Source organism: Streptomyces sp. B3I8 (assembly GCF_030816915.1).
Classification (GTDB): Bacteria; Actinomycetota; Actinomycetes; order Streptomycetales; family Streptomycetaceae; genus Streptomyces.
Window position 1 is genome coordinate 4179083 of the sequence record NZ_JAUSYN010000002.1, and the last position, 25970, is coordinate 4205052.

Genomic DNA, 25970 nt, shown 5'->3' on the forward strand with positions numbered 1-25970 from the left:
CGCCGATGACATGAACGAATCCGACCGGGGATACCCCACATTTGGGGTATCCCCGGTTGGTCGTTCCTAGGGGGGCAGTGTCGCCGGTAAGGTGGCCTGCGCTGTCAAGTTTCGCCGGATGCCCCACTCGGGCACCAGGAGAGGCCGGCAGCCGTTATGTATTCGTCGAACCTCACCAATCGTCACCTCTGACGCACGTGCGCGGGGGTCGCAGGAGGCACCGTGCTCACCGGCTTCGCCCGGGCGTTCAGGACGCCCGACCTGCGCAAGAAGCTGCTCTTCACGCTCGCGATCATCGTGGTGTACCGCGTCGGTACCCACGTCCCGATCCCCGGCGTCGACTACAAGAGCGTGCAGACCTGTATCGACGTCGCCAAGGGCAACCAGGGCCTGTTCGGTCTGGTGAACATGTTCAGTGGTGGCGCGCTGCTGCAGATCACGATCTTCGCGCTGGGCATCATGCCGTACATCACGGCGAGCATCATTCTGCAGCTGCTGACCGTGGTGATCCCGCGCCTGGAAGCCCTGAAGAAGGAGGGGCAGGCCGGTACCGCGAAGATCACGCAGTACACGCGGTACCTGACGGTCGCCCTCGCCATCCTCCAGGGCACCGGCCTGGTGGCCACCGCCCGCAGCGGCGCACTGTTCAGCGGCTGCCCGGTCGCCACGTCGATCGTGCCCGACCAGTCGATCTTCATGACCATCACCATGGTCATCACCATGACCGCCGGTACGTGCATGGTGATGTGGCTCGGTGAGCTGATCACCGACCGCGGCATCGGCAACGGCATGTCGATCCTGATGTTCATCTCGATCGCCGCCACCTTCCCGTCCGCGCTGTGGGCCATCAAGACCCAGGGCTCGCTGGCCGGCGGCTGGATCGAGTTCGGCACGGTCATCCTGGTCGGCCTCGTCATGGTCGGCCTCGTGGTCTTCGTCGAGCAGGCCCAGCGCCGGGTTCCCGTCCAGTACGCGAAGCGGATGATCGGCCGCCGTTCCTACGGCGGCACCTCGACGTACATCCCGCTGAAGGTCAACCAGGCGGGTGTGATCCCCGTCATCTTCGCGTCGTCGCTGCTCTACATCCCGGCTCTGATCGCGCAGTTCTCGAAGAGCAACTCGGGCTGGAAGACCTGGATCCAGACGAACATGGTGAAGGGCGATCACCCGGTCTACATCACCTTGTACTTCCTGCTGATCGTCTTCTTCGCCTTCTTCTACGTGGCGATCTCCTTCAACCCCGAAGAAGTCGCCGACAACATGAAGAAGTATGGTGGCTTCATCCCGGGCATCCGGGCTGGCCGGCCGACCGCCGAGTACCTGAGTTACGTACTCAACCGGATCACCTGGCCGGGTTCGCTGTATCTGGGTCTGATCGCTCTTGTACCGACAATGGCGTTGGTGGGCTTCGGGGCGAACCAGAACTTCCCGTTCGGTGGGACGAGCATCCTGATCATCGTGGGTGTCGGTCTCGAGACCGTGAAGCAGATCGAGAGTCAGCTCCAGCAGCGCAATTACGAAGGGTTCCTCCGCTGATGCGAATTGTCCTCGTCGGGCCACCCGGGGCCGGGAAGGGAACGCAGGCCGCGTTCCTGGCCAAGAACCTGTCGATCCCGCACATCTCCACGGGCGACCTGTTCCGCGCCAACATCAGCCGGCAGACCGAACTGGGCAAACTCGCGAAGTCCTACATGGACGCGGGGAACCTGGTGCCGGACGAGGTCACCATCGGCATGGCCAAGGACCGCATGGAGCAGTCCGACGCGGCCGGTGGGTTCCTGCTCGACGGCTTCCCCCGCAACGTCTCGCAGGCCGAGGCGCTGGACGACATGCTCAAGGAAGAGGGCATGCGGCTGGACGCGGTGCTGGACCTGGAGGTCCCGGAGGACGAGGTCGTCAAGCGGATCGCAGGGCGGCGCATCTGCCGCAAGGACTCCAGCCACGTCTTCCATGTGACGTACAACCCGCCGAAGACGGACGGTGTGTGCGACACGTGCGGGGGCGAGCTGTACCAGCGCGACGACGACTCCGAGGAGACGGTGCGGACGCGGCTGGAGGTCTACCACACGCAGACCGAGCCGATCATCGACTACTACAAGGCGCAGGGGCTCGTCGTGACGATCTCGGCGCTGGGGAAGGTCGATGACGTGACGGGGCGGGCGATGCGCGCGTTGCAGCGCGAGGGGGCGCCGCAGTAGGGCGGCGCCCGGTTCTCGCTTTTCGCTTTTCCGGCCGCGGTTCCCCTGGCGGGGGCCGCGGTCGTCGCGTGCGGCGGTGCGGGTGGCGGTGCGGCGGGTTCTCTCGCCCCGCCGCCCCTGCCCTTCCCGTCCCTGAAGGCGCTGTGCCACTTCGAGCCCCTTGGCGCCTCGGGGGCGGGTGCGGGTTCGTGGTGGCCGGTCGCGCAGTTCCCCGCGCTCCTACAGGGGGCGCCCCGGGCGGGACGCCCGGCGCCGTATTGTTGACAGGGTCCGTACCTTTTCCGGGTCAGAAAGGCGCTTGCCGTCATGGTGCAGATCAAAAGCCCCGAGCAGATCGCGAAGATGCGCGAGGCGGGGCTGGTCGTCGCGGCCATTCACGCGGCCACGCGTGAGGCGGCCGTGCCCGGTGCGACGACCAGCGATCTGGACCAGGTCGCCCGCAAGGTGCTGGCCGAGCACAACGCCAAGCCGAACTTCCTCGGCTACGGCGGCTTCCCGGCCACCATCTGCACCTCCGTGAACGACGTCGTGGTGCACGGCATCCCGTCCGACGAGGTCGTGCTCAAGGACGGCGACATCATCTCCATCGACTGCGGCGCCATCGTCGACGGCTGGCACGGCGACGCCGCGTACACCGCGTTCGTCGGCTCCGGCCACGCCCCCGAGCTGATCGAGCTCTCCCGGGTGACGGAGGAGTCGATGTGGGCCGGCATCGCCGCGATGAAGGCCGGCAACCGGCTCGTGGACATCTCCCGTGCCGTCGAGACGTACATCCGCCGCCAGCCGAAGCCCGGCGGCGGCCGTTACGGGATCATCGAGGACTACGGCGGCCACGGCATCGGCACCGAGATGCACATGGATCCGCACCTGCTGAACTACGTCGACCGCCGGCGCGGCAAGGGCCCCAAGCTGGTCCCCGGCACCTGCCTGGCCATCGAGCCCATGGTCTCCCTCGGCACCCCGAAGACCGAGGTCCTCCAGGACGACTGGACGGTCATCACGACGGACGGCACCTGGTCCTCCCACTGGGAGCACTCCGTCGCCCTGACCGAACAGGGCCCGCTCGTACTCACGGCACCCGACGGAGGCCGGGCGAAGCTGGCGGAGCTGGGCATCACGGCGGCGCCGGATCCGTTGGGCTGATGGCGGGCGTGTGTGGCTTCGCGGCGACATCGGGATCCGTTGGCATGATGATCTCGGCGGCAGGGCAGGATTCCTCGTTTCGCCTTTCAGGGTGCGCTGACGTAGACTGACTCGTCGGCTCTCGTGCACCCGCATGTCCGCATGCGGACGTATCGAAGTCGATCAAGGTAGTCGATTCGAAGGGCGAAGCGTGGCCAAGAAGCAAGGTGCCATCGAGATCGAGGGCACTGTCGTCGAGTCTCTTCCGAACGCCATGTTCAAGGTCGAGCTCCAGAACGGCCACCAGGTCCTGGCACACATCAGCGGCAAGATGCGCATGCACTACATCCGCATCCTCCCTGACGACCGGGTCGTGGTGGAGCTGTCTCCGTACGACCTGACGCGTGGCCGGATCGTCTACCGGTACAAGTAGATCTTGCCCACGTCCCGCGTGTCTTCCGCGCGGGTCCGCCGGCAACTGACCCGGAGAACCTCACACCCATGAAGGTCAAGCCGAGCGTCAAGAAGATCTGCGACAAGTGCAGGGTGATCCGCCGTCACGGCCGGGTCATGGTCATCTGCGAGAACCCGCGCCACAAGCAGCGCCAGGGCTGACACAGGACCGCACCCTCTGCGATTCGCAGAATTTCGCGCGACGCGAGCAGTTTTTGTTCATACGCAGGGCCCGGATCTGGCACACAGGTCCGACACCCCCGGTTCGGAGGCCGGGGACCCAGTTCGTACCTCGTACGGCGGCTGGGAGCCGGTCCTGCGGAAGACCTCCGAAGATCAACTGGAGCCATTGAATGGCACGCGTTTCCGGTGTTGACATTCCGCGCGAAAAGCGCGTGGAGATCGCCCTCACCTACGTGTTCGGCATCGGCCGGACCCTTTCGCAGCAGACGCTGGCCGCAACCGGCGTCGACCCGAACACCCGCGTTCGCGACCTCTCCGAGGAGCAGCTCGTCGCGATCCGCGAGTACGTCGACAGCAACATCAAGACCGAGGGTGACCTCCGTCGCGAGATCCAGGCCGACATCCGCCGCAAGGTCGAGATCGGCACGTACCAGGGTCTGCGGCACCGCCGCGGTCTGCCCGTCCGCGGTCAGCGCACCAGCACCAACGCCCGTACCCGCAAGGGCCCGCGTCGCGCCATCGCCGGCAAGAAGAAGCCGGGCAAGAAGTAGTCCTCAGCGACTTCGCCGTCCAGCGGTCTTCGCTGTAGGACCGACCACCTCCCGTAGGAGAAGACATGCCCCCCAAGGGACGTCAGGGCGCTGCCAAGAAGGTGCGCCGCAAGGAAAAGAAGAACGTCGCTCACGGCCACGCGCACATCAAGAGCACGTTCAACAACACGATCGTGTCGATCACCGACCCGACCGGCAACGTGATCTCCTGGGCCTCCGCCGGCCACGTCGGCTTCAAGGGCTCCCGGAAGTCCACGCCGTTCGCCGCGCAGATGGCCGCCGAGTCGGCCGCCCGTCGCGCGCAGGAGCACGGCATGCGCAAGGTCGACGTGTTCGTCAAGGGCCCGGGTTCCGGTCGTGAGACCGCGATCCGCTCCCTGCAGGCCACGGGCCTCGAGGTCGGCTCCATCCAGGACGTCACCCCGACCCCCCCCGCACAACGGCTGCCGGCCGCCGAAGCGTCGCCGCGTCTGACGCAGGGCCTCGGCCGACCGGTATCCGGCTGGGGGTGTGGGGGTCGTCCCCCACGATGTCGCGGCACGGCTGCCGGCCGCCGAAGCGTCGTCGCGTCCGACGCACGGCCGCCCGGTTCGGCTCGGGGTTCTGGGCGGTACGGCTCGCAAGGGCCGTGCCGCCCGTACCCTTGCAGTACCCGTACTTCTCACCGAGTGCGGTTTCCGTCGGACGTCAAATAGCGGGCGTCCACGAAAGAAGGATCTGATCCACACATGCTGATCGCTCAGCGTCCCTCGTTGACCGAAGAGGTCGTCGACGAGTTCCGCTCCCGGTTCGTGATCGAGCCGCTGGAGCCGGGCTTCGGTTACACCCTCGGCAACTCCCTCCGCCGCACCCTCCTGTCGTCGATCCCCGGTGCCGCCGTCACCAGCATCCGGATCGACGGCGTCCTGCACGAGTTCACCACCGTGCCGGGCGTCAAGGAGGACGTCACCGACCTGATCCTCAACATCAAGCAGCTGGTCGTCTCCTCGGAGCACGACGAGCCGGTCGTGATGTACCTGCGCAAGCAGGGCCCGGGTCTGGTCACCGCCGCCGACATCGCGCCCCCGGCCGGTGTCGAGGTGCACAACCCCGACCTCGTCCTCGCCACGCTCAACGGCAAGGGCAAGCTGGAGATGGAGCTGACGGTCGAGCGCGGCCGCGGTTACGTCTCCGCCGTGCAGAACAAGCAGGTCGGCCAGGAGATCGGCCGGATCCCGGTCGACTCGATCTACTCGCCGGTCCTGAAGGTCACGTACAAGGTCGAGGCCACGCGTGTCGAGCAGCGCACCGACTTCGACAAGCTGATCGTCGACGTCGAGACCAAGCAGGCGATGCGGCCGCGCGACGCCATGGCGTCGGCGGGCAAGACCCTGGTCGAGCTGTTCGGTCTCGCCCGCGAGCTGAACATCGACGCCGAGGGCATCGACATGGGTCCGTCCCCGACGGACGCGGCGCTGGCGGCCGACCTCGCGCTCCCGATCGAGGAGCTCGAGCTCACCGTCCGCTCGTACAACTGCCTCAAGCGCGAGGGCATCCACTCCGTGGGTGAGCTCGTGGCGCGGTCCGAGGCGGACCTGCTCGACATCCGCAACTTCGGTGCGAAGTCGATCGACGAGGTCAAGGCGAAGCTGGCCGGCATGGGCCTGGCCCTGAAGGACAGCCCGCCCGGATTCGACCCCACCGCCGCCGCCGACGCCTTCGGCGCCGACGACGACGCGGACGCCGGGTTCGTCGAGACCGAGCAGTACTGAGGGCTCGGGTTCGACGGTTCGGCCCTCCGGGGCGTCCGACAGGGCGCCCCGGATCTCCGACAGGCGACCGCCTGCTCGGATACTGACTCCGGTACCTGATACGGCCGGGGCAGACACCTAGGAGAAACACCATGCCGAAGCCCACCAAGGGTGCCCGTCTGGGCGGCAGTGCCGCGCACGAGAAGCTGCTCCTCGCGAACCTCGCGAAGGCGCTGTTCGAGCACGGCCGCATCACCACCACCGAGGCGAAGGCGCGCAAGCTGCGTCCGTACGCCGAGCGTCTGGTCACCAAGGCGAAGAAGGGCGACCTTCACAACCGCCGTCAGGTGCTCCAGGTGATCACGGACAAGAGCATCGTCCACACGCTCTTCACCGAGATCGGCCCGCGCTACGAGAACCGTCCCGGTGGCTACACCCGCATCACCAAGATCGGCAACCGCCGTGGCGACAACGCGCCCATGGCCGTCATCGAGCTCGTCGAGGCGCTGACTGTGGCGCAGGAGGCGACCGGCGAGGCCGAGGCCGCGACCAAGCGTGCGGCCAAGGAGACCGAGGTCTCCACCGAGGCCAAGACGGACCTCTCGAAGGACGAGGCCGCCGAGGCCCCGGCCGAGGAGGCCAAGGACGCGTAAGCGTCCGCCGGGAACTGTGCGATCGCGGCTGCGGCCCAGTCGTGGTCGATCGCGCGGCTCCTCGCGCCCCTTCCAAGCGGGCCCGCTCCCTTCGAGGAGCGGGCCCGCTTTTGTCGTGCTGAGAGGATCTGTACGTGAGTGACGAAGTGGAACCCGGGTTCGTGCGTGTGCGGCTCGATCTCTCCTACGACGGAACCGCGTTCTCCGGGTGGGCCAAGCAGGCCGGGGGGCGGCGGACCGTGCAGGGGGAGATCGAGGACGCCCTGCGGACGGTCACCCGGTCCGGGGGGACGACCTACGAGCTGACGGTGGCCGGGCGGACCGACGCCGGTGTGCACGCGCGCGGGCAGGTGGCCCACGTCGATCTGCCGCGCGAGGTGTGGGCCGAGCACCACGAGAAGCTGCTCAAGCGGCTCGCGGGGCGGCTGTCCAGGGACGTGCGCGTGTGGGCGCTCAAGGAGGCGCCCGCAGGCTTCGACGCACGGTTCTCGGCGGTCTGGCGCCGGTACGCCTACCGCGTCACCGACAACCCCGGCGGCGTCGACCCGCTGCTGCGCCACCACGTCCTGTGGCACGACTGGCCGCTCGACGTGGACGTCATGAACGAGGCGGCGCGGGGGCTGCTGGGTGAGCACGACTTCGCCGCGTACTGCAAGAGGCGGGAGGGGGCCACGACCATCCGGACCCTCCAGGAACTGAGCCTGGCGCGCGGCGGGGACGGCATCGTCACCGCGACCGTCCGCGCCGACGCCTTCTGCCACAACATGGTGCGCTCGCTGATCGGCGCGCTGCTGTTCGTGGGGGACGGGCACCGAGGCCCGGACTGGCCGGCGAAGGTGCTCGCGGCGGGGGTACGGGACTCGGCGGTGCACGTCGTGCGGCCGCACGGGCTGACCCTGGAGGAAGTGGGCTACCCCGCCGACGAGTTGCTCGCCGCGCGGAACAAGGAGGCGCGCAACCGGCGCACCCTGCCGGGGACGGCGCCCGGCGCCGGGTGCTGCTGAGCGGCCTGGCGGGGGCGGGAGCGTGGCCCCCCGCCCCGTGGAGCCGCTTCCCGCAGGAGTGCTCCCGTGGGAGCTACTTGACGGCGGCCGCGGAGGCCTGGGTCTCGCCGCGCCGGTGGATCTGGCGGAAGGTGTACTCGGCGAGGTCGTCGCCGGCGGTGAAGACCTTGGTGTCCTTGGCCGTCACGTCCTTGGCGCCGGTGAACCCGCCCAGCGTGAAGTAGGCGTAGCGGCCCACGGAGTTGCGCGTGGTGCGGCAGACCGCGGTGCGGCAGAAGTCGCCGACGCCGGAGCCGGGCAGCGAGGTGAGGATGCTCTTGTCGTCCGTGGCCTTGCGGGCCTTGGTCGCGTCGTCCGCGGTGTCGAAGACGGCGACGCCCACGGTGACGGCGACGCCGCCCTTGGCGGTGTAGGTCACGCGCATGACGCGGGTGCAGCCGTTGGACGTCAGCGCCTTGGGGAGCGTGCCGCGGACGGCGGAGGCGCAGTTGGTGGTGGAGGAGCGGGCGTGCTTCGTGTAAACGCGTGAGTCGAGAGTGACCTGTGAGCCCGGGAACAGGGTGTCCGGGCTGAGCGCCGCCTTGTCCTTCGCGGCGCTGGATATGAACTCCAGCGGGTCCAGCGGCGGCGGGGCGGAGGTGGGGTCGAACGAGGGCTCCGCGGCGGAGGCGGAGCCGCCGGAGGCGTTCGCGCTGCCGGGCAGACTGCCGGCGGACTTGTCGTCGGACCCGCTGTTCGCGGACATGACGGCCATCGCCACGGCGGTGCCGACGGCGACCGTGGCGACGGCGCCGCCGACGATCAGCAACAGCCGGCGCCGTTTGTTGCGCGACGCCGAGGCGTCGGCGAGTGCGGCCCAGTCCGGTGCGTCACTGGTGCTCTGATTGCCCCATTGCGGTTGCTGGGAGCCCGGTTTCCAGGGATCCCACGGGGGCTCCCCCTGCCCATAACTCATGCGCCGCATCTTAGACGGGCCGGGCGCGGCGCGGTCCATCCCCCGGGTGGCCCCGCCCCCGGCGCCGCCCCCGGCCCGGTCCCGGCCCGGTCCCGCGTCGGCGCCTCGTCCGCCCCCGAGGCGATCCCGGCGCGATCACGACGTGGCCCCGGAGCTGCCCCGGAGCGGTCATTCGTGCCCAGGTCGGGTGGCCGTTTTGACCCGTCCGGGGTGGCGCCGTTATTCTTCTAGTTCGTTGTGTGTATTGGCTTGCTCATTCTCACGTGAGGGGCCCTTACACCGGTCTCCGGGACCGATGACCAGCGACCCCATGTACGCGGTTTGCGTCGCCGCCATGCGGTCAGGGCTGTCGTGATCGTCTTCGGTGACCTTGTCAGGACCATTCACTGAAGAAGCGAAGGCTACGAACCGTGCGTACGTACAGCCCCAAGCCCGGCGATGTGACGCGCCAGTGGCACGTCATCGACGCTCAGGACGTCGTCCTGGGCCGTCTGGCCTCCACAGCTGCCTCCATCCTGCGCGGCAAGCACAAGCCGATCTACGCGCCTCACGTCGACACCGGTGACTTCGTCATCATCATCAACGCCGACAAGGTGCACCTGTCCGGCAACAAGCGGACCCAGAAGATGGCGTACCGCCACTCCGGGTACCCGGGTGGTCTGCGCTCCGTGCGCTACGACGACCTGCTGGACAAGAACCCCGAGAAGGCCATCGAGAAGGCCGTCAAGGGCATGCTCCCCAAGAACACTCTGGGCCGTCAGATGCTCTCGAAGCTGAAGGTCTACAAGGGTGACCAGCACCCGCACGGCGCGCAGCAGCCGCAGCCGTTCGAGATCACCCAGGTCGCGCAGTAAGTCCGGCCACCCCCTAAGACCAGAAGAGAATCTGAGGAGAATCGTGGCCGAGACCACTGCCGAGCAGCCGCTCGAAGAGCTTGACATCGAGAGCTACACCAGCGAGTCCGAGGTGCCCGTCGAGGGCGAGTACACCTCCGAGTCGCTGTCGTCCCGCTTCGGCGAGCCCCAGCCGGCCGCCGGCCTGGGCCGTCGCAAGAACGCCATCGCCCGCGTCCGGATCGTCCCGGGCACCGGCAAGTGGAAGATCAACGGTCGCACCCTCGAGGACTACTTCCCGAACAAGGTGCACCAGCAGGAAGTCAACGAGCCCTTCAAGGTGCTCGAGCTCGAGGGCCGCTACGACGTCGTCGCCCGCATCTCCGGCGGCGGTGTCTCCGGCCAGGCCGGTGCGCTCCGTCTCGGTGTCGCCCGCGCGCTGAACGAGGCGGACGTGGACAACAACCGCGCCCCGCTGAAGAAGGCCGGCTTCCTGCGCCGCGACGACCGTGCGGTCGAGCGCAAGAAGGCCGGTCTGAAGAAGGCCCGCAAGGCCCCGCAGTACAGCAAGCGCTAGTCGCACCCCGGACCGCCTCCACCGGCGTCCGGACGCCGTACCGCCGTATCCGCCCCGGAGGCACATCCCGTGCCGCCGGGGCGGTGCGTTTGTCGGGGGGCGGTCTTACCACAGGTTCAGGCGGCTTGGGGTATGGCCTTCCCGTAACTTCCGGTACTTTCCGGTATGAACCCTCCGGCGCGGGTTCGCGCGGTACAACCTGAGGGCGGGCCCGGTGGTCGGACGTGATGTCCGGGGAACGCCCGAGGTGTTCCGAGGAATGTCCGGGGGCTGTGCGGGCCCCTGGCCGTGCCCGGCGTCACATCGATCACACCCGCACGAGCCGCATTTTCTGAGCACATTCGGAGGCACCACTGTGGGACGACTCTTCGGCACGGACGGCGTGCGCGGTGTCGCCAACGCGGACCTGACGGCGGAGCTCGCGCTCGGCCTCTCCGTCGCGGCGGCACACGTACTGGCCGAGGTGGGCACGTTCGAGGGCCACCGGCCGAAGGCGGTCGTCGGGCGCGATCCGCGCGCGTCGGGGGAGTTCCTGGAGGCCGCCGTCGTCGCGGGCCTGGCCAGCGCGGGCGTGGACGTCCTGCGCGTGGGGGTGCTGCCGACGCCGGCCGTGGCGTACCTCACCGGCGCGCTCGGCGCCGACCTCGGCGTGATGCTCTCCGCCAGCCACAACGCCATGCCCGACAACGGCATCAAGTTCTTCGCCCGCGGCGGCCACAAGCTCGCCGACGAGCTGGAGGACCGCATCGAGTCCGTCTACGCCGAGCACCGCACCGGCGCCCCCTGGCAGCGGCCCACCGGCGCGGGCGTCGGCCGGGTCACCGACTACGACGAGGGCTTCGACCGTTACGTCGGTCACCTCACCGCCGTCCTCCCCAACCGCCTCGACGGGCTGACCGTCGTCCTCGACGAGGCCCACGGCGCCGCCTCCCGCGTCTCCCCGGAGGCGTTCACGCGGGCCGGGGCCACCGTCGTCACCATCGGCGCCGAGCCCGACGGCCTCAACATCAACGACGGCTGCGGCTCGACCCACCTGGACAAGCTCCGCGCCGCCGTCGTCGAGCACGGCGCCCACCTCGGCATCGCGCACGACGGCGACGCCGACCGCTGCCTGGCCGTGGACCACGAGGGCAACGAGGTCGACGGCGACCAGATCCTCGCCGTGCTGGCGCTCGCCATGCGCGAGCAGGGCACGCTGCGCGGGGACACGGTCGTCGCCACCGTCATGTCCAACCTCGGCTTCAAGCTGGCCATGGAGCGCGAGGGGCTCACGCTCGTGCAGACCGGGGTCGGCGACCGGTACGTGCTGGAGGAGATGAAGGACAAGGACTACGCGCTGGGCGGCGAGCAGTCCGGCCACGTCATCGTCCTCGACCACGCGACGACCGGCGACGGCACGCTGACCGGGCTGCTGCTCGCCGCCCGGGTCGCCGGGACCGGCCGTACGCTCAAGGACCTCGCCTCCGTCATGGAGCGGCTGCCGCAGGTGCTGATCAACGTTCCCGACGTGGACCGGACCCGGGTGAGGACGTCCGCCGAGCTGACGGCCGCCGTCACCGACGCGGAGCGCGAACTCGGCTCGACCGGACGGGTACTGCTGCGCCCCTCGGGCACCGAGCCGCTGGTACGGGTCATGGTCGAGGCCGCCGACATCGACCAGGCGCGGTCGGTCGCCGGGCGGTTGGCCGATGTCGTGAAGTCCGCGCTCGGATAGGCGGTTCGGCCCCGCGGCCGGATCCGGTGCACGGCGCCGGGTCCGGCCGTCGTGTCAACCCGGCGGTCGTCGGCAGGTGTTCGCGGCGGTGATCGCGCGGGTCCGTCCGTCGCCCGGTGCGCGCAAGGGGAGTTCGGCGAGCATCTCGCCGACACGCCCATCATCGGGCGATCAGGGGTGATCGTGGACCAATGGGGGATCGTGGACAATCCGGTATCGTCCCTTCCCTCAGGGGTCAACATGCGCTCTGACGTCAACGTCGCCCAGGACACGCCCGCTTCGGGATCCGGCCGAATGCCGCCGGCACCGGTCCGGGTGGAGGAGCGCGAGCTGGTGTTCGAGGGCTACCGGTACCGGTGCCGTGTCGTCCGGCAGGACCGGTCCCTAACGGCGCCTTTGCTGGTGCTGGGGGGATCCTCGCAGAACCGCTACGCGTGGGTGCGGCACGAGAAGTGGCTCGCCCCTCTGTTCACGATGGTCACGGTGGACCTGCCGGGCTACGGGACGGCCGACTTCCTGCCCGCACGTCACGGCCTGGACTTCCTTGCGGCGAACGTCCGCCACCTGCTGACGGAGCTGGCCATGCCGGAGGTCAACCTCCTCGGCGTCTGCTTCGGCGGGGCCATCGCCCTGCGCTTCGCCCAGCACTACCCCGAACACCTGGTCGCCCTCGGCCTGGTGGGAATGACCAAGGCGATCCCCGACGACTACGCCGAAGCCGTACCGCGCTGGACCCGGATGCTCGAGCGCGGCGCGCACGCGGAGATCGCCACCGAGTTGGTCCGGCGGTTCATGTCCCCGCCCGGCTTCGGGCCTGTCCGCAAGCACGAGATCGTCTCCCGCTTGCTCTACGCGCAGTTCATGCGGCAGTCGCCGGAGGAACTGCGGATGTCCGTGGAGCACAACGACCGGTTGCTGAGCCACGACTGGTACCGGGACGAGCCGCTGCCCACCGTGCCGTCGCTGGTCTTCACCGGCGAGTACGACACGCTGTGCACCCCGGCCATGGGCCGCGAGGTGGCCGCCCTGCTGCCCGCGTCGACGTTCACGACCCTCAAGGAGGCCGACCATCTGGTCCCGGTGGAACGGATGGCGGAGTTCTCCGAGCTGATCGCCCGCTTCTGCACCGGGCAGCCGCTGACCGGCCTCGCGTACTGCAACGAGCTGGAGCAACTGGGCACCGGGGCGGGGCGGCGCGACGTGCGGGCGCCGGACGCGGAGGCGTCGGTACCGGTGTGAGACCGCGGCGCCCGCGCGGGGCGCCGGAAGGCGGATGGCCGGATCCGGGTGAACCCGGGTCCGGCCATCCGCTGTCGGCTTCCGGCGGACGCGAGGCGTACGCGACGCCCGCGACGCCCGACAGGCGACCCTAGGGAGCGCTGTTGGAGCACTTCACCGAGTTGCCGACCTCCGTGGACTGCGTCCCCTGCAGACCCACGCCCGTCTGGGGCTGCTCCAGGCGGTTCTTCGAGACCGTCGCGCAGTTCCACGCCTGATGGACGTGGACGGTGCCGTCCTCGCTGGTGTAGGAATTCTCGCCCTTGTTCACGCAGGTGACGTTGCCCCGGGCGTCGCTCGTGCACTCACCCGCGGACGCCTGCGCGTGGGCGACGCCGGCACAGGTCATGGCGATGCCGCCGACGACCCACGAGACGACTGCGATCTTGTTGCGACTGGTCATGTGGTGCGGTCCTTCATGATTGATGCCCGGACGCGTCCGCCGTGAACGGTCGTGCGTCCAGGCCGGGGGAGGGGGGACGAGGAACGGGCCCCGGCGCCGGCCGTGTGGCGCGGATACCGGAGCCCGTCCTCAGGGGGTTACTGCGGGACTGCCGACGTTCAGAAGGCGTCGTTGGAGCAGCTCACGGAGGAGCCCTGGTGGGTGGCCTGAGCGCCGGGGTTGCCCTCGCCGCCCAGGGCGTTGCCCAGCACGCCGTTGAGCAGGCCGACCTCGCCGAGGACGTCGACGTTCAGGTCGTGCGAGCGGCAGGCGTTGGCCTGCGTGACGTCGACGTCCGGGCCCTCGTGGGCGGAAGCGGTGCCCGCACCCATGAAGCCGACGCTGCTGAGCATGGCGACGACGACAGCCGCCTTGTGGATCTTGCGCATTTATCTCTCCGTTTTGGTTTGTGTGGACTCACTTGTGTCGCAGTCGGTGACTGTCTGACTGCTCACAGTTACGGAGGTTAGCGGAGATCGACCACCGTCGCATGAGGCGCGCGGTGTGGGGGAGCCCATCCGGCGCAATCGTCGAAGCGGGCCGAAGTCCCTTGTGGGGCGGGGTTCATGGGCTCACGGTGCCCGGACGGCTCCGCTGTGGACAACCCGTTCGGACGTCCTGTGCCGGAGTGGTGGCGGGGCGCCCCTGGGGTGGCGACCGAAGTGACCTCGGGGTGTCCCCGGGGGTGGCGGTCGAAGCGACTCCGGGGCGGTGGCCGAGGTGGCCCCGGAGTGCCCCCGGGGCGGCGGCCGGAGTGTCCCTGGGGCCGGCGCCGGGGGCCGGGGCGGCGCCTGTGTGCGGCACGGTGTGGCGGGCACGCGAACGGGCCCGGACGCGATGCTCGTGGCATCGGCACCCGGGCCCGTTCTCAGTGTTCTACCGAACCGCCGGCGCTCAGAAGGCGCTGTTGGCGCAGCTCACGCTCGAACCCTGCTGGGTGGACTGCGCACCCGGGTTGCCCTCGCCGCCCAGGAGGTTGCCCGCCAGGCCGTTCAGGACGCCGACCTCGCCCAGGATGTCGATGTTGAGGTCGTGCGAGCGGCACTGGTTGGCCTGCGAGACGCCGATGTCCGGGCCGTCGTTGGCGGACGCGGTGCCAGCGCCGATGAAGCCGACGCTGCTCAGCATGGCGGCCACGATGGCCACCTTCTGGATCTTGCGCATTGTCTCTCCGATGTGAGTTTGGGGAAAGGCCTGTGAGCGGACAGTCATCGACCGACTGCTCACAGTGACTGATGTTAGCGGAGGGTAATCGATGTCGCGCGAGGCGCGCTGGGCGCAGGGCCATCCGGCTGAAGCGCGAGAGGGCCGTCGGGGCCCTCCGTGGCGCAGGGGCGGGCTCGTGGAGGTGGTCGTCGGCCGGCTGCGAACCACTCGATCGACTGGTCGGCGAAAAGGGCGGGCTCTCCGGAAGGTCGACTTCCGAAGAGCCCGAGGGGGGAGCGAGTCCGGCGTCGCGCGCTCCTACTTGCTCTCGTTGAAGGCGGTATTGATCTGGTAGCAGGTGTCGCCCTTGGTGTCGGCGGCGGCGAGCAGGGCGATCGGAATGTTGGCCTCGATCACCGTCTGCGGGCTGCACTCCTGGTACGGGCGGTAGACGTTGTTCTGCTCCTCGGGCGCGCTGCGGGGCGCGGCCTGCGGGGCCGCCTGCGGCGCGACCATCTGCGGAGCCGGCTGCGGCGCGGCCTGCGGGGCCGGGGCGGCCATCTGCGGGGCCGGCTGCGGCTGGGCCACCATTTGGCTCGGGCCGTACTGCTGCGGAGCGGGCGCCTGCGGCTGCGCGGCCATCTGCGGCTGGGCGGCCATCGGAGCACCCGGGGCGGGGGTGTCGGCGGCGCTGACGCCGGCGCCGAGGGTGACCAGGCTGCCGACCGCGGCGGCCGTGACGACGGCGATCTGCTGAAGCTTGTGCATGGGGATGTGGGGCCCTTCGCTCGCGTGCACGGGGTGATTACTCGTAGTGCTTAAACGAACGCGCGCCGTGGTGGTCACGAGCGGAGGGCAGGGCCATTCGGGTGTATTGGCCGAGGTCAGAGTTTGCGCAGGATCAGTCGCTGCACCTTGTGATCCGCGTCCTTGCGGACGACGAGGGTCGCGCGACCACGGGTCGGGGCCACGTTCTCCAGCAGGTTGGGCCGGTTGATGGTCCGCCAGGTCGTGCGCGCGTAGTCGAGTGCTTCCTCCTCGGACACCTGGGTGTACTTGCGGAAGTACGAGGAGGGGTTCTGGAACGCGGTCTCGCGCAGCTTGCGGAAGCGGTTCAGGTACCAGCCCTCGATGTCCTCGGTGCGGGCATCGACGTACACGCTGAAGTCGAAGTAGTCGGCGAGGCCGACCCGGGTGCGGCCGTCCTTGCCGGGCAGGGCGGGCTGCAGGACGTTCAGTCCCTCGACGATCAGGATGTCGGGGCGGCGGACGGTGAGCGTCCGGTCGGGCACGATGTCGTAGAAGAGATGCGAGTAGACGGGCGCGGTGACCTCTTCCTTGCCGGCCTTGATGTCGGCGACGAAGCGGGTGAGCGCGCGGCGGTCGTAGGACTCGGGAAAGCCCTTGCGGGAGACCAGGCCGCGTTTCTTCAGCTCCCGCATCGGCAGCAGAAATCCATCGGTGGTGACCAGTTCGACCCGCGGGTGCTCGGGCCAGCGGGAGAGCAGCGCGCGCAGCAGCCGGGCGACGGTCGACTTGCCGACCGCGACGGAGCCGGCGACGCCTATGACGAACGGGGTGCCGGACTGGGAACCCTGCTCGCCGAGGAAGGTGTTGAGCGCGCCGCGCAGCGTGTCGGTGGCGCCGACGTAGAGGTTGAGCAGCCGGGACAGCGGGAGATAGATGTCCCGCACCTCGTCGAGGTCGATGACGTCGCCGAGGCCGCGCAGCTTCTCGACCTCGTCGGCGGTGAGCGGCAGCGGCGTCTTGTCGCGCAGCGCGCTCCACTCCGCGCGGGTGAGGTCGACGTAGGGAGTCGCCTCCGGCCTGGACCGGTGGGCGCTCCGGGGCATCGGGGAGACCGGAGAGATCACGGTCCATTGTTACGGGAAGACGTACGGAAGGCCCGGGTGGGATGCGTCACTCGCCCTCGGCCAAGCGATCGATGGCGTCCTGGACCATGCCCAGGTACTCCACCTCCTCGCAGCGCGGCTTGCTGCCGAGCCGGTACATCGCGAGGCAGTCGTCGAGGTCCTCCCCGACGTCCTCGTCGGGGAGGTCGTCCGCCAGCTCGCTGCAGACCCGGCCGGCGAGATCCGAGGCATGCGCCGGTCGCCGGCGCGCGAACCGGTGAAGTCGAAGACGCACGGCCGTCCCCCGTCCTTCGGGAGGCGGCGGACTCCCGAATGGGCGACTGTATCCCTTCTGCCCCGAAGCGGTCCATGCCGCGCACACAGGAGGAACACGGATCCGGGGATCGTGTGAAGCATCCTGGAGTCTTCCGCCGTGCAGGCAGCCGGGGCTCGCGCGAACGTCCCTTCCGGGCCGTTTCGTTTCCGAATTCGGGCAAGATCGACGAGATCAGGTGCCCCTTCGCCGCATAGGCTGCCCTGCATGTGCGGAATCGTGGGATACGTGGGGGCGCAGTCGGCGCTCGATGTGGTCGTGGCCGGTCTCAAGCGGCTGGAGTACCGGGGGTACGACTCCGCCGGTGTCGCCGTCCTCGCCGACGGCGGTCTGGCCGCGGCGAAGAAGGCCGGGAAGCTGATCAACCTGGAGAAGGAACTCCAGGACCGCCCGCTGCCGACCGGCACCACCGGTATCGGGCACACCCGCTGGGCCACCCACGGCGGCCCCACCGACGTCAACGCGCATCCGCATCTGGACAACGCCGGCCGGGTCGCCGTCGTGCACAACGGCATCATCGAGAACTTCGCCGCCCTGCGCGCCGAACTGGAGGAGCGCGGGCACGAGCTGTCCTCCGAGACGGACACCGAGGTCGTCGCCCACCTGCTCGCCGAGGAGTTCTCCTCCTGCGCCGACCTCGCCGAGGCGATGCGGCTGGTGTGCCGACGGCTGGAGGGCGCGTTCACGCTGGTCGCCACGCACGCCGACCAGCCGGACGTGGTCGTGGGCGCCCGCCGCAACTCCCCGCTCGTCGTGGGCGTCGGCGAGGGCGAGGCGTTCCTCGCCTCGGACGTCGCCGCGTTCATCGCGCACACCCGGTCCGCCGTCGAACTGGGCCAGGACCAGGTCGTCGAGCTGCGCCGGGACGGAGTGACGGTCACCGGCTTCGACGGCGGCCCCGCCGACGTACGCGCCTACCACGTCGACTGGGACGCCTCGGCGGCGGAGAAGGGCGGCTACGACTACTTCATGCTCAAGGAGATCGCCGAGCAGCCGAAGGCGGTCGCCGACACCCTGCTCGGCCGGATCGACGCCGGCGGGTCGCTGACCCTGGACGAGGTGCGCATCGACGACTCCGAGCTGCGCGAGATCGACAAGGTCGTGATCGTGGCGTGCGGGACGGCCTTCCACGCCGGGATGATCGCCAAGTACGCCATCGAGCACTGGACCCGGCTGCCCTGCGAGGTCGAGCTGGCCAGCGAGTTCCGCTACCGGGACCCGATCCTCGGCGGGCAGTCGCTGGTCATCGCGATCTCGCAGTCCGGCGAGACCATGGACACGCTGATGGCGCTGCGCCACGCCCGTGAGCAGGGCTCCCGGGTGCTGGCCATCTGCAACACCAACGGCTCGACGATCCCGCGCGAGTCCGACGCCGTGCTGTACACGCACGCCGGCCCCGAGGTCGCGGTCGCCTCGACGAAGGCGTTCCTCACCCAGCTCGTCGCCTGCTACCTGGTGGCGCTGTACCTGGGGCAGGTGCGGGGCACCAAGTGGGGTGACGAGATCCGGGCCGTCATCCGCGACCTGTCCGGGATCTCGGCGGCGGTCGACCGGGTGCTGGAGACCATGGAGCCGGTACGGGCGCTCGCACGTTCCCTCGCCGGCAAGGACACGGTGCTGTTCCTGGGGCGGCACGTGGGGTATCCGGTGGCGCTGGAGGGCGCGCTGAAGCTCAAGGAGCTCGCGTACATGCACGCCGAGGGGTTCGCGGCGGGCGAGCTGAAGCACGGGCCGATCGCGCTGATCGAGGAGGACCTGCCGGTGGTGGTGGTCGTGCCGTCGCCGCGCGGGCGGTCCGTCCTCCACGAGAAGATCGTGTCGAACATCCAGGAGATCCGGGCGCGGGGGGCACGCACGATCGTGATCGCGGAGGAGGGCGACGAGGCGGTCGTGCCGTACGCCGACCACCTGATCCGCGTGCCGGTGACGCCGACGCTGTTGCAGCCGCTGGTGGCGACGGTGCCGTTGCAGGTGTTCGCCTGCGAGTTGGCGACCGCGCGCGGCAACGAGGTGGACCAGCCGCGGAATCTGGCGAAGTCGGTGACGGTGGAGTAGGCGGCTTCCGGTGGGTTTTCCCTCGCCCCCGTCGCCGCTGCCCTTCCCCTCCTTCAAAGGGCTCCGCCCCCTGGACCCCGGGGTGCGTTCTCGGGCGCGGGCGGGTGGGGGTGCGCCGCGCGGTTCCCCGCGCTTCTGAAGGGGCGTGCCCCAAGGCGCGCGGCGCGGCCTATGGTTCCGGCATGGCAATCATCGGGGTCGGGATCGACGTCGCCGAGATCGAGCGGTTCGCGGCGTCGGTGGAGCGCACGCCGGGCCTGCTGCGGCGGCTCTTCGTGGAGGACGAACTGCTGCTGCCCGGCGGTGAGCGCCGCGGCCCCGCCTCGCTGGCCGCCCGGTTCGCCGCGAAGGAGGCCCTCGCCAAGGCGCTCGGTGCCCCCGCCGGGCTGCTGTGGACGGACGCCGAGGTGTTCGTCGAGGACACCGGCCGCCCCCGGCTGCGGGTGAAGGGCTCGGTCGCGGCCCGGGCCGCGGAACTCGGCGTGCGGCGGTGGCACGTCTCGCTGAGCCACGACGCCGGCATCGCCTCGGCGGTCGTGATCGCCGAGGGATGAGGGTCGCCGTACGGCGGTGACGTACGGCGGGCCGATACGGGGCAGACTCGGTCACATGCGTACCGCGTACAGCGTCGAAACGGTCAGGAGCGCCGAGCGTGCGCTCATGGAGCGGCTTCCCGACGGAACCCTCATGCAGCGCGCCGCCGCCGGACTGGCCGCCGCCTGCGCGCGACTCCTCGGCAAGGTGTACGGCGCCCGCGTCGTCCTCCTCGTCGGCAGCGGCGACAACGGCGGCGACGCCCTGTACGCCGGTGCCCGGCTCGCCGCCAGGGGCGCCGGGGTCACCGCCGTCCTGCTCGCCCCGGACCGCACCCACCCGGGCGGCCTCGCGGCCCTGCGCCGGGCCGGCGGCACGACGACGGGCCCGGACGGCGCCGAGCCGCCGCTGCGCCGGGCCGATCTCGTCGTCGACGGCATCGTCGGGATCGGAGGCCGGGGCGGCCTGCGGCCGGAGGCGGCCCGGCCGGCGCGGATCGTGGCGGAGGGGGACGCGCCCGTGGTCGCCGTCGACCTGCCGAGCGGCGTCGAGGCCGACACCGGCGAAGTGCGGGGACCGGCGGTCCGCGCCGACCTCACGGTCACCTTCGGCACGCACAAACCGGCGCTGCTGATCGACCCCGCGCGGGAGTACGCCGGTTCCGTGCGCCTCGTCGACATCGGGCTCGGCCCGGAACTGCCGGACGTGCCCGAGCTGGAGGCGCTCCAGCACGCGGACGTGGCGGAGCTGCTGCCGGCGCCGGAGGCCGAGAGCGACAAGTACCGGCGGGGGGTCGTCGGCATCGCCGCCGGGTCCGCGCGCTACCCCGGGGCGGCCGTGCTGGCGGTGGCCGGGGCACTGCGCGGCGGGGCGGGGGCGGTGCGGTACGTGGGGGCGGCCGGGGACGCGGTCGTCGCCCGGTTCCCGGAGACGCTCGTCTCCGACCGGGGCCCGACGAAGGCGGGGCGCGTGCAGGCGTGGGTCGTCGGACCCGGCGCGGGGGACGACGCGGGGCCGGTGGCGGAGGTCCTGGCGGCGGACGTGCCCGTGCTGCTCGACGCGGACGGGCTGCGGCTGGCCGACCGGGACGCGGTCCGCGCCCGCACCGCGCCGACCCTGCTGACCCCGCACGCCGGCGAGGCCGCCGCCCTGCTGGGTGTCTCCCGCGAGGAGGTCGAGGGCGCCCGGCTGACGGCGGTGCGCGAACTGGCGGCGCGGTACGGGGCGACGGTGCTGCTCAAGGGGTCGACGACGCTGGTCGCGGGAGATCCGGGGGAGGGGGGCGTGCTGCCGGTGCGGGTCAACGCGACGGGGACGCCGTGGCTCGCCACGGCGGGCAGCGGCGACGTCCTGTCCGGCCTCGCGGGCAGCCTGCTGGCGGCGGGCCTGTCCGCGCGGGACGCCGGCAGCGCTGCCGCGTACCTCCACGGCCTCGCCGGGCGGCTGGCCGCGGAGGGCGCCCCGGTCGGCGCCCACGACGTGGCCGGGGCGATCCCCCGCGCGTGGCGCTCGGTACGGGAATGAACCGCACCGCCGCGGGCACCGTCACGGCGGCTTCGCGACCCGGCGCCGCCGGGGTGCCACGGCTGCGCCCCGTTCGGGGCGGGGCCGCGCCCCGAACGGGGCGCGGGGAACCGCGCGAGAAGGCCCCACCCCACCAGCCCCCCGCCCCGCCGGAATCCCCCCACCCACCCCCTTTGAGACACTGACCCCACGATGATGACCAGTGAAGCCGCCCCCCTCCGGGCCCGCGCGGAGATCGACCTCGCGGCGTTCCGCGCCAACATCCGCGCCCTGCGGACCCGCACCCCCGGCACCCAGCTGATGGCGGTCGTGAAGGCCGACGCCTACGGCCACGGCGCCCTCCCCTGCGCCCGCGCCGCCCTCGCCGCCGGCGCCCGCTGGCTCGGCACCGCCACCCCCGAGGAGGCGCTCGCCCTGCGCGCCGCGGGCATTCCGGGCCGCATCATGTGCTGGCTGTGGACCCCTGGGGGACCCTGGCGGGAAGCCGTCGACGCCGATCTCGACCTGGGCGTCAGCGCCCTGTGGGCCCTGCGCGAGGCCGCCGCCGCCGCCCGCGCCGCCGGCGCCCCCGCCCGCGTCCAGCTCAAGGCCGACACCGGCCTCGGCCGCAACGGCTGCGCGCCCGCCGACTGGCCGGAACTGATCGACGAGGCGCTGCGCGCGGAGGCGGCCGGCCTGGTCCGGATCACCGGACTGTGGTCGCACCTGGCGTGCGCCGACGAGCCGGGTCACCCCTCCCTCGCCCCCCAGCTCGCCCGTTTCCGTGAGATGGTCGCGTACGCCGAGGACCGCGGCGTACGTCCCGAGGTGCGGCACATCGCCAACTCGCCGGCCGCGCTGACCCTCCCCGACAGCCACTTCGACCTGGTCCGCACCGGCATCGCGATGTACGGCATCTCGCCCAGCCCCGAGCTGGGCGCCCCCGCCGACTTCGGGCTGCGCCCGGTGATGACGCTGTCCGCCTCCCTCGCCCTGGTCAAGCACGTCCCCGACGGCCACGGTGTCAGCTACGGCCACCACTACGTCACCCCGGGCGCCACCACCCTCGGCCTGGTCCCCGTCGGCTACGCGGACGGGATCCCGCGCCACGCCTCCGGGACGGGTCCTGTCCTCGTCGGCGGCAAGTGGCGCACGGTCGCCGGACGCGTGGCCATGGACCAGTTCGTGGTGGACCTCGACGGCGACGAACCCCCGGTCGGCGCCGAGGCGGTGCTGTTCGGACCGGGCGACCGGGGCGAGCCCACCGCCGAGGACTGGGCGCAGGCGGCCGGGACCATCGCGTACGAAATCGTGACCCGGATCGGAACCCGCGTGCCCCGCGTCCATGTGAATGTGAATGCCGAACGGGAAGCGTGACTCCGACCGGGTGAACGAACGAGGCGACGAGCGGGGCCGCGCGCGGCGTCACGCAGGGGGCCACACATGGCGTCACACGTGGGATCGTGCGCGGGGCCGGGGCCGTACGCGGGGCCGTGCGTGGGGTGACGGACGGCCCCGGACGAGGAGGAACGGGACGTGAGCGAGAGCAGCGCGGACGCCGTGGCGGCCGCGGCGGAGGCGGCCACCGGGGTCGCCGCCGCCGTCGGCACCGCCACCGCCACCGGGACAGGCACCGGCAGCTGGCGCATGGCCGGTCTCGCCGGTGCGGCGGTCGGCGTGATCGCCGCGGGCGCCGCCGCCGGTGTCGCCGTCGAGCGGCTCACCGTCGGCCGCGGCATGCGCCGCAAGGCCCGCCTCGCCCTCGACTCCACCGGCCCGTACGGCACCCTGCGCGGCGCCCCCGGCACGGCGCACGCCGACGACGGCACCGAGCTGTACTACGAGGTGGACGAGCCGGCACCGCAGAGCGTCCCGGCCCCGCGCCGCCGACGGCTGTTCGGGCGCCGTACGCCCGCCCCGGTCACCGTCGTCTTCAGCCACGGCTACTGCCTCAACCAGGACTCCTGGCACTTCCAGCGGGCCGCGCTGCGCGGCGTCGTCCGCACCGTCCACTGGGACCAGCGCAGCCACGGCCGCTCCGGACGCGGGGTCGGCCAGCGCGACGGACGGGTGCCGCTCACCATCGAGCAGCTCGGCCGGGACCTGAAGGCGGTGATCGACGCGGCGGCGCCCGAGGGTCCGCTGGTGCTCGTCGGGCACTCCATGGGCGGCATGACCGTGATGGCGTTGGCCGAGCAGTACCCGGAGCTGTTCCGGGAGCGGGTCGCCGGGGTCGCGCTGGTCGGCACGTCGTCCGGGCGGCTCGGCGAGGTCAACTTCGGGCTGCCGGTCGCAGGCGTCAACGCGGTGCGGCGGATACTCCCCGGGGTGCTGAAGGCGCTGGGACAACGCGCCGAACTGGTCGAACGCGGGCGGCGGGCGACGGCCGACCTCTTCGCCGGGATCATCAAGCGGTACTCGTTCGCCACCCGGGACATCGATCCCTCGGTCGCCCGCTTCGCCGAACGCATGATCGAGAACACGCCGATCGACGTCGTCGCCGAGTTCTACCCCGCGTTCACCGAGCACGACAAGACCGAGGCGCTCGCGCACCTCACGGACATGCCGGTGCTCGTACTGGCCGGCGTCGACGACCTGGTCACGCCGAGCGAGCACAGCGAGGCCATCGCCCGGCTGCTCCCCGACGCCGAACTGGTGCTCGTACCGGACGCCGGACACCTGGTCATGCTGGAGCATCCGGAGCTCGTCACCGACCGTCTCGCCGACCTCCTCGTGCGCGCGGGGGCCGTCCCGGCAGGAGCTACCGTGGGGCCTTATGGAAGCACCAGCACCAGCACCAGCGCACCACGCGGGTGAGCCCACGCCGGACTCCGCCGGCGTCACCGCGGAGCTCACCGTCACCTCCCCCGAACAGATGCGGGAACTCGGCCGCCGGCTCGCGAAACTGGTGCGCGCCGGTGACCTCGTCATGCTCAGCGGCGAACTGGGGGCCGGAAAGACCACGCTGACCCGGGGGCTGGGCGAGGGACTCGGGGTGCGCGGGGCGGTCACCTCGCCGACGTTCGTCATCGCGCGCGTCCACCCCTCGCTGGTGGCCGGGCCGCCGCTGGTCCACGTCGACGCCTACCGGCTGGGGGGCGGCCTGGACGAGATGGAGGACCTCGACCTGGACGTTTCGCTACCGGAGTCGGTGGTGGTCGTCGAGTGGGGCGAGGGCAAGGTCGAGGAACTCACGGACGAGCGACTGCACGTGACCATCCACCGGGCGGTCGGGAACACGGTCGACGAGGTACGGCGGGTGTCGGTCGCGGGCTTGGGTGAGCGGTGGGCCGAGGCGGACCTCGGACCGCTGGCGAACCTCTGAGGGGCGCGGGGCTCAAGGGGCGCGGGGAAAGCGTGCGGAAACGGGGCGAAGCCCCGTACCGGGGTCAAAGGGGCGGAGCCCCTTGAGGACGGGAAGAGCAAGGGCGGCGGGGGCGAGAAAACCACCCCGGGCGAACCCCGGCGCCCCCCACCACCCACCGCGGCACGGCTACCGCACCACCACCACGGGCCGCCCCACCCCCGCGAACTCCCACATGGCGCTGCCGTCGGCCCGCGCCTCCCTGATGCCGCCCAGCTTCTTCGCCGCGTCCGGCACCGGCGTGGACCCGTCCACCGCCGCACTGAACCCCACCGGCACACCGCCGGCCGTCGTGAACAGCACCACGTGCTCGATCGGCACGCCGTCCGACCCCGGCACCGCGGCCGTCCGCGACGTCACCGTGTACTTCCCCGGCGCCGGATCCACCGTCCCCGGCATCACCTCGAACGTCCGCCGCACCTTCTCGCCCGCGCCGACCAGCCACACCCGGTCGTTCCCCAGCGAGTACACGACCCGCTCGCCCGTCCCGGAGCCCTCCGGCACCGCCGCCGTCCGCTTCTTCTTCGCGCCGGGGGACTTCTGCGCCCCGGCCGTCGGCGACGGCTTCACCTTCGTCCCCGGCTCGCCCAGCGTGTCCGGCGCGTTCGCCGACGCCTGATAGGCGAGGAATCCGACCGCGACGACGGCCGCCACGGTGAGCCCGGCCACGAATCCCGAGCTGCTCCTGGCCACCTGTGCCCACCTCTCCGGAAGTACGACTGGTACGACTTTCCCCGGTCGTACCTGCTCGCTGTGACGGTAGCAGCAGCCGTGCGCCGCACCGGCTCGCCGGTACGCCGGGCTCCGGCGCCGTAGGCTGTTCGCGTGCTCTTGCTCGCTCTGGATACCGCCACCCCCGCCGTGACCGTCGCGCTGCACGACGGCACGTCCGTCGTCGCCTCCGCCGGCCAGGTCGACGCCCGCCGCCACGGGGAGCTGCTGCTGCCCGCCGTCGACCGGGTCCTCGCCGAGGCGGGCACCCGGCTGGACGCCGTCACCGGCATCGTCGTGGGGGTCGGCCCCGGCCCCTACACCGGGCTGCGCGTCGGTCTGATGACCGCCGACACCTTCGGGCTCGCGCTCGGCGTCCCGGTGTACGGCCTGTGCACGCTGGACGCCCTCGCCTTCGAGGCCGCCGACGCGGGCGTGAGCGGCCCCTTCGTCGTCGCCACCGACGCCCGGCGCAAGGAGGTCTACTGGGCGCGCTACGACGACCCGCGCACCCGGACCACCGAGCCGGCCGTCGACCGCCCCGCCGACCTCGCGGACGCGGTCGCCGGACTCCCCGCCGTCGGCGCGGGAGCCGCCCTCTACCCGGACACCTTCCCGGACGTCCGGGGCCCCGCGCACGTGTCGGCCGCCGCGCTGGCCTCCCTCGCGTCGGAACGGCTCGCCGCCGGCGCCGGGCTGCTGCCGCCCCGCCCGCTCTACCTGCGCCGCCCCGACGCGCAGGTGCCCAAGAACTACAAGGTGGTCACCCCCAAGTGA

General features: G+C 71.2%; 28 protein-coding genes and 1 pseudogene. 21 read left to right on the forward strand and 8 right to left on the reverse strand.

The annotated features are described in order from the left end of the window. The first annotated feature begins 222 nt into the window (after positions 1-222). The 10 genes and pseudogenes from secY (at position 223) to truA (ending at position 7894) form a co-directional block, all read left to right on the forward strand. Positions 223-1536, forward strand: coding sequence for a preprotein translocase subunit SecY (gene secY, locus QFZ64_RS20780; RefSeq protein ID WP_307067902.1), 1314 nt, complete (start codon positions 223-225; stop codon positions 1534-1536). Continuing rightward, the gene (locus tag QFZ64_RS20785) at positions 1536-2198 is read left to right on the forward strand and encodes an adenylate kinase (protein ID WP_307067904.1); all 663 of its coding nucleotides are present in this window, start codon (positions 1536-1538) and stop codon (positions 2196-2198) included. The genes secY and QFZ64_RS20785 overlap by 1 nt, the downstream gene beginning before the upstream one ends. A 306-nt stretch (positions 2199-2504) precedes the next feature. Further along, complete coding sequence (map, locus tag QFZ64_RS20790; protein WP_307067905.1) at positions 2505-3341, forward strand: type I methionyl aminopeptidase; 837 nt, start codon at positions 2505-2507, stop codon at positions 3339-3341. A 190-nt stretch (positions 3342-3531) separates the two neighbouring features. Continuing rightward, positions 3532-3753, forward strand: coding sequence for a translation initiation factor IF-1 (gene infA / locus QFZ64_RS20795; RefSeq protein ID WP_003948620.1), 222 nt, complete (start codon positions 3532-3534; stop codon positions 3751-3753). Between the two features lie 68 nt (positions 3754-3821). After that, complete coding sequence (gene rpmJ, locus QFZ64_RS20800; protein ID WP_003998809.1) at positions 3822-3935, forward strand: 50S ribosomal protein L36; 114 nt, start codon at positions 3822-3824, stop codon at positions 3933-3935. A 191-nt stretch (positions 3936-4126) separates the two neighbouring features. Then, positions 4127-4507: a 30S ribosomal protein S13 gene (gene rpsM / locus QFZ64_RS20805; RefSeq protein WP_024883210.1), complete on the forward strand. Its 381-nt coding sequence runs from the start codon at positions 4127-4129 to the stop codon at positions 4505-4507. 65 nt (positions 4508-4572) lie between these two features. Then, positions 4573-4981, forward strand: a pseudogene (rpsK, locus tag QFZ64_RS20810) (30S ribosomal protein S11). Between the two features lie 254 nt (positions 4982-5235). Continuing rightward, positions 5236-6258: a DNA-directed RNA polymerase subunit alpha gene (locus QFZ64_RS20815; RefSeq protein ID WP_003966937.1), complete on the forward strand. Its 1023-nt coding sequence runs from the start codon at positions 5236-5238 to the stop codon at positions 6256-6258. A 131-nt stretch (positions 6259-6389) separates the two neighbouring features. Beyond that, complete coding sequence (rplQ, locus tag QFZ64_RS20820) at positions 6390-6890, forward strand: 50S ribosomal protein L17 (protein ID WP_307067908.1); 501 nt, start codon at positions 6390-6392, stop codon at positions 6888-6890. A gap of 134 nt (positions 6891-7024) precedes the next feature. After that, complete coding sequence (gene truA, locus QFZ64_RS20825; RefSeq protein ID WP_307067910.1) at positions 7025-7894, forward strand: tRNA pseudouridine(38-40) synthase TruA; 870 nt, start codon at positions 7025-7027, stop codon at positions 7892-7894. Between the two features lie 73 nt (positions 7895-7967). On the opposite strand, the gene QFZ64_RS20830 is transcribed toward truA, so the two are convergent. Then, positions 7968-8849, reverse strand: coding sequence for a hypothetical protein (locus QFZ64_RS20830; protein ID WP_307067912.1), 882 nt, complete (start codon positions 8847-8849; stop codon positions 7968-7970). Positions 8850-9259: 410 nt separating this feature from the next. Between QFZ64_RS20830 and rplM the strand changes: the two genes are divergently transcribed. The 4 genes from rplM to QFZ64_RS20850 all read left to right on the forward strand — a co-directional run bounded on the left by rplM (position 9260) and on the right by QFZ64_RS20850 (position 13212). Continuing rightward, complete coding sequence (gene rplM / locus QFZ64_RS20835; protein WP_006140889.1) at positions 9260-9703, forward strand: 50S ribosomal protein L13; 444 nt, start codon at positions 9260-9262, stop codon at positions 9701-9703. Between the two features lie 43 nt (positions 9704-9746). Continuing rightward, entirely contained in the window at positions 9747-10259 is a 513-nt protein-coding gene (gene rpsI, locus QFZ64_RS20840; RefSeq protein WP_307067914.1) for a 30S ribosomal protein S9, read from the forward strand. A 355-nt stretch (positions 10260-10614) separates the two neighbouring features. Further along, entirely contained in the window at positions 10615-11973 is a 1359-nt protein-coding gene (glmM, locus tag QFZ64_RS20845; RefSeq protein ID WP_307067916.1) for a phosphoglucosamine mutase, read from the forward strand. 240 nt (positions 11974-12213) lie between these two features. Beyond that, on the forward strand, positions 12214-13212 hold the full coding sequence (locus tag QFZ64_RS20850; protein ID WP_307067918.1) for an alpha/beta fold hydrolase: 999 nt from the start codon (positions 12214-12216) through the stop codon (positions 13210-13212). A gap of 130 nt (positions 13213-13342) precedes the next feature. On the opposite strand, the gene QFZ64_RS20855 is transcribed toward QFZ64_RS20850, so the two are convergent. The 6 genes from QFZ64_RS20855 to QFZ64_RS20880 all read right to left on the reverse strand — a co-directional run bounded on the left by QFZ64_RS20855 (position 13343) and on the right by QFZ64_RS20880 (position 16987). Further along, positions 13343-13654, reverse strand: a complete 312-nt coding sequence (locus tag QFZ64_RS20855; protein WP_307067920.1) for a hypothetical protein — start codon at positions 13652-13654, stop codon at positions 13343-13345. A 158-nt stretch (positions 13655-13812) separates the two neighbouring features. Further along, a complete protein-coding gene (locus tag QFZ64_RS20860; protein ID WP_307067922.1) occupies positions 13813-14082 on the reverse strand; it encodes a hypothetical protein in 270 nt (89 codons plus the stop codon). A gap of 505 nt (positions 14083-14587) precedes the next feature. Next, positions 14588-14857, reverse strand: coding sequence for a hypothetical protein (locus tag QFZ64_RS20865; protein ID WP_307067924.1), 270 nt, complete (start codon positions 14855-14857; stop codon positions 14588-14590). A 300-nt stretch (positions 14858-15157) separates the two neighbouring features. Then, on the reverse strand, positions 15158-15607 hold the full coding sequence (locus QFZ64_RS20870) for a hypothetical protein (RefSeq protein WP_307067925.1): 450 nt from the start codon (positions 15605-15607) through the stop codon (positions 15158-15160). A 116-nt stretch (positions 15608-15723) separates the two neighbouring features. Further along, complete coding sequence (coaA, locus tag QFZ64_RS20875; protein ID WP_307071789.1) at positions 15724-16692, reverse strand: type I pantothenate kinase; 969 nt, start codon at positions 16690-16692, stop codon at positions 15724-15726. Between the two features lie 67 nt (positions 16693-16759). Further along, entirely contained in the window at positions 16760-16987 is a 228-nt protein-coding gene (locus QFZ64_RS20880) for a hypothetical protein (RefSeq protein WP_307067927.1), read from the reverse strand. A gap of 246 nt (positions 16988-17233) precedes the next feature. Between QFZ64_RS20880 and glmS the strand changes: the two genes are divergently transcribed. The 6 genes from glmS (at position 17234) to tsaE (ending at position 24443) form a co-directional block, all read left to right on the forward strand. Continuing rightward, complete coding sequence (gene glmS / locus QFZ64_RS20885) at positions 17234-19081, forward strand: glutamine--fructose-6-phosphate transaminase (isomerizing) (RefSeq protein WP_307067929.1); 1848 nt, start codon at positions 17234-17236, stop codon at positions 19079-19081. Positions 19082-19263: 182 nt separating this feature from the next. Continuing rightward, positions 19264-19635 (forward strand): holo-ACP synthase, encoded by a 372-nt coding sequence (locus tag QFZ64_RS20890; RefSeq protein WP_307067931.1) that lies wholly within the window; start codon positions 19264-19266, stop codon positions 19633-19635. A 55-nt stretch (positions 19636-19690) separates the two neighbouring features. Next, entirely contained in the window at positions 19691-21139 is a 1449-nt protein-coding gene (locus tag QFZ64_RS20895; RefSeq protein ID WP_307067932.1) for an NAD(P)H-hydrate dehydratase, read from the forward strand. Between the two features lie 192 nt (positions 21140-21331). Further along, positions 21332-22495, forward strand: a complete 1164-nt coding sequence (alr, locus tag QFZ64_RS20900; RefSeq protein WP_307067934.1) for an alanine racemase — start codon at positions 21332-21334, stop codon at positions 22493-22495. A gap of 159 nt (positions 22496-22654) precedes the next feature. Next, complete coding sequence (locus QFZ64_RS20905) at positions 22655-23935, forward strand: alpha/beta fold hydrolase (protein ID WP_307067936.1); 1281 nt, start codon at positions 22655-22657, stop codon at positions 23933-23935. Further along, on the forward strand, positions 23895-24443 hold the full coding sequence (gene tsaE / locus QFZ64_RS20910) for a tRNA (adenosine(37)-N6)-threonylcarbamoyltransferase complex ATPase subunit type 1 TsaE (RefSeq protein WP_307067937.1): 549 nt from the start codon (positions 23895-23897) through the stop codon (positions 24441-24443). The genes QFZ64_RS20905 and tsaE overlap by 41 nt, the downstream gene beginning before the upstream one ends. Positions 24444-24611: 168 nt before the next feature. Here the strand turns inward: tsaE and QFZ64_RS20915 are convergent, their stop codons facing one another. After that, positions 24612-25175 (reverse strand): hypothetical protein, encoded by a 564-nt coding sequence (locus tag QFZ64_RS20915; protein WP_307067939.1) that lies wholly within the window; start codon positions 25173-25175, stop codon positions 24612-24614. A 132-nt stretch (positions 25176-25307) separates the two neighbouring features. On the opposite strand from QFZ64_RS20915, the gene tsaB reads away from it, so the two are divergent. Then, positions 25308-25970: a tRNA (adenosine(37)-N6)-threonylcarbamoyltransferase complex dimerization subunit type 1 TsaB gene (tsaB, locus tag QFZ64_RS20920; RefSeq protein ID WP_307067941.1), complete on the forward strand. Its 663-nt coding sequence runs from the start codon at positions 25308-25310 to the stop codon at positions 25968-25970.

Excerpts from the sequence above, each read along its gene's own strand:
- QFZ64_RS20785 (WP_307067904.1), top strand. The coding sequence starts at position 1,536 with ATGCGAATTGTCCTCGTCGGGCCACCCGGGGCCGGGAAGGGAACGCAG.
- map (WP_307067905.1), top strand. The coding sequence starts at position 2,505 with ATGGTGCAGATCAAAAGCCCCGAGCAGATCGCGAAGATGCGCGAGGCG.
- rpmJ (WP_003998809.1), top strand. The coding sequence starts at position 3,822 with ATGAAGGTCAAGCCGAGCGTCAAGAAGATCTGCGACAAGTGCAGGGTG.
- rpsM (WP_024883210.1), top strand. The coding sequence starts at position 4,127 with ATGGCACGCGTTTCCGGTGTTGACATTCCGCGCGAAAAGCGCGTGGAG.
- QFZ64_RS20815 (WP_003966937.1), top strand. The coding sequence starts at position 5,236 with ATGCTGATCGCTCAGCGTCCCTCGTTGACCGAAGAGGTCGTCGACGAG.
- rplQ (WP_307067908.1), top strand. The coding sequence starts at position 6,390 with ATGCCGAAGCCCACCAAGGGTGCCCGTCTGGGCGGCAGTGCCGCGCAC.
- QFZ64_RS20830 (WP_307067912.1), bottom strand. The coding sequence starts at position 8,849 with ATGAGTTATGGGCAGGGGGAGCCCCCGTGGGATCCCTGGAAACCGGGC.
- QFZ64_RS20850 (WP_307067918.1), top strand. The coding sequence starts at position 12,214 with ATGCGCTCTGACGTCAACGTCGCCCAGGACACGCCCGCTTCGGGATCC.
- QFZ64_RS20855 (WP_307067920.1), bottom strand. The coding sequence starts at position 13,654 with ATGACCAGTCGCAACAAGATCGCAGTCGTCTCGTGGGTCGTCGGCGGC.
- QFZ64_RS20860 (WP_307067922.1), bottom strand. The coding sequence starts at position 14,082 with ATGCGCAAGATCCACAAGGCGGCTGTCGTCGTCGCCATGCTCAGCAGC.
- QFZ64_RS20865 (WP_307067924.1), bottom strand. The coding sequence starts at position 14,857 with ATGCGCAAGATCCAGAAGGTGGCCATCGTGGCCGCCATGCTGAGCAGC.
- QFZ64_RS20870 (WP_307067925.1), bottom strand. The coding sequence starts at position 15,607 with ATGCACAAGCTTCAGCAGATCGCCGTCGTCACGGCCGCCGCGGTCGGC.
- coaA (WP_307071789.1), bottom strand. The coding sequence starts at position 16,692 with ATGCCCCGGAGCGCCCACCGGTCCAGGCCGGAGGCGACTCCCTACGTC.
- glmS (WP_307067929.1), top strand. The coding sequence starts at position 17,234 with ATGTGCGGAATCGTGGGATACGTGGGGGCGCAGTCGGCGCTCGATGTG.
- QFZ64_RS20890 (WP_307067931.1), top strand. The coding sequence starts at position 19,264 with ATGGCAATCATCGGGGTCGGGATCGACGTCGCCGAGATCGAGCGGTTC.
- QFZ64_RS20895 (WP_307067932.1), top strand. The coding sequence starts at position 19,691 with ATGCGTACCGCGTACAGCGTCGAAACGGTCAGGAGCGCCGAGCGTGCG.
- alr (WP_307067934.1), top strand. The coding sequence starts at position 21,332 with ATGATGACCAGTGAAGCCGCCCCCCTCCGGGCCCGCGCGGAGATCGAC.
- tsaE (WP_307067937.1), top strand. The coding sequence starts at position 23,895 with ATGGAAGCACCAGCACCAGCACCAGCGCACCACGCGGGTGAGCCCACG.